The following is a 7,233-nucleotide window of genomic DNA, read 5'->3' as shown; positions in this document are numbered from 1 at the left end:
CAATTCTATAGTTACGCCACAAGGCAATAACAGCAATATTACTGGAGGAACGCAAGCAGGAAACAACTTATTTCACAGCTTCGAGCAATTTTCTCTGTCCACAGGTAGCACCGTTTACTTTAATAATGCCTTAAATGTTCAAAACATTATTAGTCGAGTAACTGGTTTATCTATCTCTAACATTGATGGTTTGCTAAAAGCTAACGGCAACGCTAACCTGTTCCTAATTAATCCTAACGGGATTATTTTTGGCCCCAATGCCACCCTAAATATCGGTGGCTCGTTCTTAGCTAGCACTGCTAACAGGATTAACTTTGCTGATGGCAGCCAATTCAGCGCAAAAACTCCACAAAATCAACCCTTATTAACAGTGACCGCACCTCTTGGCTTAGGATTTGATGGTAATCCAGGCGTAATTCAAGCTCAAGGTACAGGACACAATCTGACTCTCAATATCCCATTTTCACCATTTATTAGAACCATTAGCTCAAATGGCTTACGTGTCAAACCAGAAAAGACTTTAGCTTTAGTGGGTGGTGACGTAACTTTAGAGGGAGGAAAGCTTGAGGCAAGTGAAGGGCGAATTGAGTTAGGTAGTGTTGATAAAGGAATAGTACACATTAATCCAGCTTCTAATGGTTGGAATTTCAGTTATGAAGATGCCGTTAGCTTCAAAAATATTCAACTATCTCAACAGTCAATAGCAGATGTTAGTGGCTTTGGTAGTGGTTCTATTCAAGCACAAGCTGCTGATGTGGAACTAGGAAGTGGCTCAATATTTTTAATTCAAAACCAAGGGAAGAAATTATCAGGCGACATTATTGTAAATGCCTCTGAAGAATTGAGAATAATGGGAACTTCTCGGAATGGAACAATCCCTACTAGCTTGGTAAATGAAACTTTAGTAGGAGATGGAGGAAAAATCGAAATTTCAACTAAAAATCTAATTCTTCAGGATGGAGCAGCAATAGCTGCTAAAACTTATGGTGTAGGTAGGGGGGGCGATGTCTTCGTGAATGCTTCCGAATTCACTCAAGTTGCTGACGGTTCCTCTTCCGTTGTTCAACTACCTAGTAATATCATTACTTCAACCTTTGGCTCTGGAAATAGTGGCAATCTTACTCTGGTTACGAAAAATTTATCTGTAGAAGGTGGTGGAGAAATCCTAACTTCAACTTTTGGGGCTGGCAAAGGTGGTAACTTAACAGTTAATACTCTTGAATCTACTCAAGTAATTGGTTACTTATCGGGAGCTTCACAGCTTTCTAGTACTCTTCTTACTAGAGCTTCTGGCTCTGGTAATGCGGGTAATCTAGTCCTTTCAACAGGAATTTTAAGTGCCAAAAATGGGGGTATTATTGGTTCTTTAGCTCTGGCAAGTGGCTCTGGAGGGGATGTAACTGTAAATTCTAATAACTCTGTAGAAATTGTTGGAGTAGTACCAAATGTTTTTACTCCAAGCTCTTTAGCTACTGCAACTTATAACAGTGGTAATAGTGGTAAATTAATAGTTAATACAAAAAAGTTAATAGTTAGGGATGGCGGAATAATTAATACTTCTACTCGCTCAACTGGCAAAGCTGATAGCCTTATCATTAATGCTTCTGATTCTATCGATGTAATAGGTAAAGTTCCAGGCGCTGTAAATCCCAGTCTTATCAATTCATCTGTTATTGATTCCAATAAAGCTTTTCAAGAGCTATATCTCCTGCCTTCAGAATTAAAAGGAGATTCGGGAAGTGTAACGATTAATACTAACAAGTTAAATATTGGAGATGGCGCATTAATTAGTGTCAAGAATGATGGTGATGGCAATGCTGGGATAATTAATATTAACGCTGATACAATCAACATTTCAAGTAACGGAGGTTTTAGCGCTACTACTGCTGTTGGTCAAGGTGGAAATATTGCTGTTAACTCAAAATATGTTCAATTAAACAATGCCAGTATTTCTGCAACTGCTGGACAACAAGGTACTAATGGTGACGGCGGCAACATCATCATCAACACAGATATCTTAGTTGCAATAAAAAATAGCAGCATTACAGCGAATGCTTTTGAAGGGCAAGGCGGTAATATTAGAATCAACACCAAAGGAATATTCCTTTCTCCTAATAGCAAAATTACAGCTAGTTCACGGTTCGGATTGAATGGTACGATTCAGATCAACACCTTATTTACTAATCCTGTGCAGGCTAAAGCAGAACCAGAAGCGATTCGTGCAACTCCTGAGATTGCATCGGTTTGTCAGGGACGATCGGGGGCAGTAGCTAGGAGTAAATTGGTCATTACTGGTACTAACGGTCTTCCAACTAGTTCTAACGACCTGCCAGCTAGCTATTTGAGTTGGCAGAGTAACTTGGTTTCAGGTGAAGCTATTAATAATTCAGAGGAACCAAAATCATACTCAAGCCAAGAACCAACACAAATCATAGAAGCCGAAGCCTTGATACAAAATTCTGATGGGAATTTTATTTTGACGGTAAAACAACCCAATACTGTCGTTCCTAATGCTTCCTTGTCTGCCAGCCCGTGTTCTCAAGAATCTCATGTATCAAGAATATTACCAGTGACAAAAACGACTCAGAACGATGATTAGACTCCGACATTGGTTCAAGTACTTGTTACTAGTTATTTTCGGATTGTCTATAGTTGTGAGCCAACCATTTCTTATCTCCGCTCAAACTATAAATAAAGAGGCGCAACAACAGAAAGAGGCGGATTTACTGATCCAAAGAGGTCAAGAGCAATTGGATATCGGCCAAGCAGAGGAAGCTTTTAAAACTTGGCAAAAAGCTACGAAAATTTATCAACAACTCCACGATGAAGATAGTATTACCGGGAGTTTAATCAACCAGAATCTTGCTCTACAAGCGCTGGGTTTACATTATCGGGCCTGTAATACGCTTTTGTCAGCTCTGAAATTAGATGCAAATGCTTCTCTTTGCGCCACTACGCCACAGCAACCTACTGAATCTATGGAAAAACTGCTGACGGTAGCCATTCATAAGCAAACTCTTTCACCCGTAAACTTGCTCGGATTGCACAACTTGGGAGAAGTCTTGCGTCGGTTAGGCAAGCTTGATAAATCAAAAAAAGTTTTGTCAGAAATATTATCTGCTGCTAAGTAGATACCCTCTTTTGACACTAGTGGGATTCTGCTTTCATTAGGTAGTACTAGGCAGGATATCTACAAGCAAGCACGAAATCAATATTTAGAAATAGAAGAACCCGTTTTTCAGAAAGAATTTGTCAATTTGATTCAAAAACAGGCACTTGACTCACTTAATATTTATCAACAAGTGATTAACAGCTTAAATACTCCAAAAGAAGTACAATTGCAAGCTCAATTACATCACCTGAGCTTAATGTTAGACTTTGAGCAATGGTTAGCAATAGAGTCCAAATTAGGTAATAAAAAATTAGCCTCCCTTCGTACTAGAATTACTCAACAGATACAGCCTGCTGTAGATTTGCTTTTAAAAAATCATTCGACATTTTCTCAATTACCAGCCAGCTATTCAGTTTATGCCAAGCTGAACTTTTCTAAAAGTCTGAATAAAATTTCAGACCAACAGTTCCATTCACTAGCTATTGAATATGCTGAATCTGCTTTAAAAACTGCTAAAAGTACTAATAGTCAGAGATTACAGTCAGAGAGTTTAGGCACTTTAGGGAAGTTAAAACTAGAGCAATCACAACCATATTTTGAAGAGGCTTTGGGATTGGCTCAATCAGTTCACGCATGGGATCTTGCCTATCAATGGCAGCAGGAATTAGGAATTTTGTACAAAAAGCAGGGAAAATATAAAGAAGCTCTACAAGCATATAGTGCAGCAATTGAAAATGTTACTTTAGTTCGCAACAATATTTTGTCGATTAATACAGATTTACAGTTCTCATTCCATGAAAAAGTGGAGCCTTTGTATCGTGACTATATGCGATTGCTCCTAACAGATTCTAACCCCAATTTGTCAGAAATAATTCAGACTAATGAAAAGCTGCAAATAGCAGAACTGGAAAACTATCTTCAATGTCGCAAGCTTAATCTAGTAGCTTTCAATAAAATTCAAAACTTAGATACTAGCCCAACAATTATTCATATAATCGACTTAGTTGATAGTATAGAAGTAATTTCTCAATCTCCTAAACAGCCTCTTCATCACCACTCTATTGAATCTCAGCTAATTAGAGGGCATATTAATAATCTTGTAGACACTTTACAAGACAAGAATCTTGCTTATGTTGGTGCAGATGTGATTCTTGACCATTCACAAGCACTTTATAATTTATTGATTGCACCTATCAAATATTTACCGACATCAGGAACACTAATATTTACTTTAGATGTATCTTTGCAAAGTTTACCAATGGGCTTATTTCATGATGGAAAAAATTATCTGATTGAACGCTACGGTATTACAGGCACTCTGGGTTCTCGAATGCAACCACCTAAACTTTTAAAACAGAAGCAGTTAAGAGCTTTCATTGCTGGACTCAGCAAGATTAGTCCTAGTTTTTATGCTCAAAATGCTCCCAAAGGACTCAAAGTATTGCCAGGGGTGGAAGTAGAAATAGCAAATGTAAAAAAAGGAATTACTTCTTCAAAAGTTTTGTTAAATGAAGATTTTGTTAGCCCAATGCTAGATAAAGAATTGAGTACAGACGATTTTTCAATAATTCACCTAACTACTCATGCTCAATTTAGTTCTGTTCCTGACCGAACAATGATTTTTGCTTGGGATAAACCAATTACTGTTTCCGAATTTAATGATTTACTCAAAGAAAAAACTCAGTCTACCCAACAAGGAATTGAGTTATTAGTTTTGAGTGCTTGCCAAACTGCCAAAGGTAATAAGAGATCAGCTCTTGGAATGGCTGGAGTGGCAGTACAAGCCGGAGCCAGAAGTACGATAGCCACTCTCTGGCAAGTAGATGCTGATTCCAGCGCTTTACTGATGAAAGTATTTTATCAACGATTGAAAGATGGTTTGACTAAAGTCGAGGCACTACGTGAAGCACAATTGCAGCTGATATCAAACCCTGAATATCAACACCCTTCTCACTGGGCAGCATTCTTACTTATTGGTGGCTGGCTATAATTTCATAAGCAAGTTAAGGTTTTTTTAACCATTTCACCATTTTCAAACCTGATTGTACTTTTTCTAATTCAGATGTTTTACCACTGCTCAAAGCTAATTGAGCTGCTATCGTGTAAGTCTGCTCCGCTGATTCTGGTAACAACGCTCCTAAATAGCGATCGCCTAGTAGTCTGTAGAGAGTTGGATTTTGACTACCTGCCACGACTCGTGCTTTTAATGTCTTAATTGATTCATCTAAAAGAAGCTTTGACATATATATAGCATCCAAATCACGGAAAGCAGCTTCATCAGGCGGTAATCCTAAATCATTGATTTGCTTGACTTCATCTCTTATCTGCTGAACATCATTAATAGGTAAAAGATGGACTACTAAGGAACTAGAATTCAGGGGTTGATCACCGTGGTTACTAATTACAGTGATTGTATACGTATTGCCATACTGTAATTCTTTTTGCTCTTGTGGATATGGTAGAATTGTAGTGTTTTTTACATCTGCTTCCCATTTAACACCATTGCCTTTTACTACTACTGTATAGCTATCAGCGTCTGCCACTGAACGCCAAGAGATTTGTGGTCTATTATTTATAATTGAACTGCCGTAAGGACTCGTTACAATCGGCACATTTTTTTCATCATCTGTCCCCTTATAGTCATGTGGACAAGGAACTATATTTAATACTGAACACTGTACAGCTTCGTTAGGTGGTGGCGCACATATTTGTGTATTAAAAACAGTGTTCTGCTTCAAATACAGAATTTTTCGACTTAAGAAGCAGAGAACTTTGACCGCATTTCCGTTTTGAGGATTGATCCGCTCTCCCAGACACAAATATCTTCCCGATTTCAAGAAGCGATCGCCCGTGCTATAAACTCGACCACTTGGTTGATCACACAAATTTTTTTGTAATATTCGTTGCTGTCCCCATGCACTGCTAGTCACCAAAAGGATTAATGTTGATATTGATACGAAGGTTGTCAATCGGACTGCAAAGACTCTTTTAATTGGGCTAGGTACGGTAAGCATTACAACTTCTTAAAAAGCTAGTTACTTTTTTGTAGTTTAATCTAAGTAGAGAATAAATAAAGCATAAAATTTGGTTGATAGCGTCAAAGCCTGTTATGGGTTTGTCCTGATCTGTCGAGAATCAGGCTTAAGCCTAATTCTTTGTAATACATCCCCCCGCCAACGAAAAACTTCTGGCACTTTCGACTCAAGTATCAAACAAGCTTCCCAGTTAAGCCAGGAATTATCGTTATCGCCCAAAGCTTCTTGAACTTGTGCCAGCAAGCAGTAAGTGTCTGCTCTTTGAGGATCTAATTCTCCGGCTTTTTCTAAATATTTTTTTGCTTGTCCTAACTTCTTCTGCTCAAAAAGCGACCAACCTAAATTTTTATATAATGCAGCTTGTAATTTAGGTTCTTTAGTTTTTTTTAACCCTTGTAGTGCTAGAGTAATCGCCGTATTATAGTCACCTTTTAGATTTTTCAATCTGGAGAGATTGTTGATAACTGGAATTGCTTGACTATTACTTTTTATAGCCAACTGATACTGCTGCTCTGCCAAATCTTTTTTTCCTTGGTCATCATAAAACGTTCCTAGCCCATAATGTCCTGACCAACTATCAGGCTTCAACTCCAAAGCTTTCTCATAATTAGTCGTTACACATTCAAATTCATTTAATAATTGGCAAACAAATGCTAAATTATTGTAAGTATCTACATCTTGATTATTATATTTTATCGATAACTCATAATATTTTTTTGCATCTCGCAGTTTTTGAGTGCTACGAGATGCTTTATCAAAATAAAATTTAGAAATAGAATTTTTCACTTGAGGATTAATTTTTATAGCTGAGTCAAAATACTCTTGTGCCCCCTGAGAATCATTTGCTGATTCAGCTCTCTCTCCTTGAACCACTAAATAGTTAGCTGCTAAAGGTATAGATAGAAAGATTCCCCCAACAAATACTAAACCCATTAATATAGATTTGCTAAATCTAAATATTTTAGAATTAGCAAATCTATAATTTTTAATTTGCTGAGGCAGTTTTTCTAACCGCTGCAAAACTATTTCAGTAGTCTGCGGACGCTTCCCTGGTAAAGGAGCCATCAACTCATCAATAAAATCAGC

General features: G+C 37.6%; 5 protein-coding genes. 3 read left to right on the top strand and 2 right to left on the bottom strand.

What is annotated here, in order from left to right; genetic code table 11:
• From ACFFAP_RS33445 to ACFFAP_RS33435, 3 genes are all read left to right on the top strand, one after another.
• Positions 1-2,599, top strand: a 2,599-nt coding sequence (locus tag ACFFAP_RS33445) for a filamentous hemagglutinin N-terminal domain-containing protein (RefSeq protein WP_375515250.1), incomplete at its 5' end; no start/stop codon positions are given.
• A gap of 55 nt (positions 2,600-2,654) precedes the next feature.
• Positions 2,655-3,131: a hypothetical protein gene (locus ACFFAP_RS33440; protein WP_375515249.1), complete on the top strand. Its 477-nt coding sequence runs from the start codon at positions 2,655-2,657 to the stop codon at positions 3,129-3,131.
• 126 nt (positions 3,132-3,257) lie between these two features.
• Positions 3,258-5,102: a CHAT domain-containing protein gene (locus tag ACFFAP_RS33435; RefSeq protein WP_375515248.1), complete on the top strand. Its 1,845-nt coding sequence runs from the start codon at positions 3,258-3,260 to the stop codon at positions 5,100-5,102.
• A gap of 13 nt (positions 5,103-5,115) precedes the next feature.
• Here ACFFAP_RS33435 and ACFFAP_RS33430 read toward each other — a convergent pair whose 3' ends face one another.
• Both ACFFAP_RS33430 and ACFFAP_RS33425 read right to left on the bottom strand, forming a co-directional pair.
• A complete protein-coding gene (locus tag ACFFAP_RS33430) occupies positions 5,116-6,126 on the bottom strand; it encodes a hypothetical protein (RefSeq protein WP_375515247.1) in 1,011 nt (336 codons plus the stop codon).
• Between the two features lie 93 nt (positions 6,127-6,219).
• The coding region (locus ACFFAP_RS33425; protein WP_375515246.1) for a tetratricopeptide repeat protein at positions 6,220-7,233 on the bottom strand (1,014 nt) is incomplete at its 5' end.

This window comes from uncultured Nostoc sp. (genome assembly GCF_964245575.1).
Taxonomy (GTDB): domain Bacteria; phylum Cyanobacteriota; class Cyanobacteriia; order Cyanobacteriales; family Nostocaceae; genus Nostoc.
The sequence above is the reverse complement of the archived record's forward strand: the minus strand, read 5'-3'. Positions and strand labels throughout refer to the sequence as shown.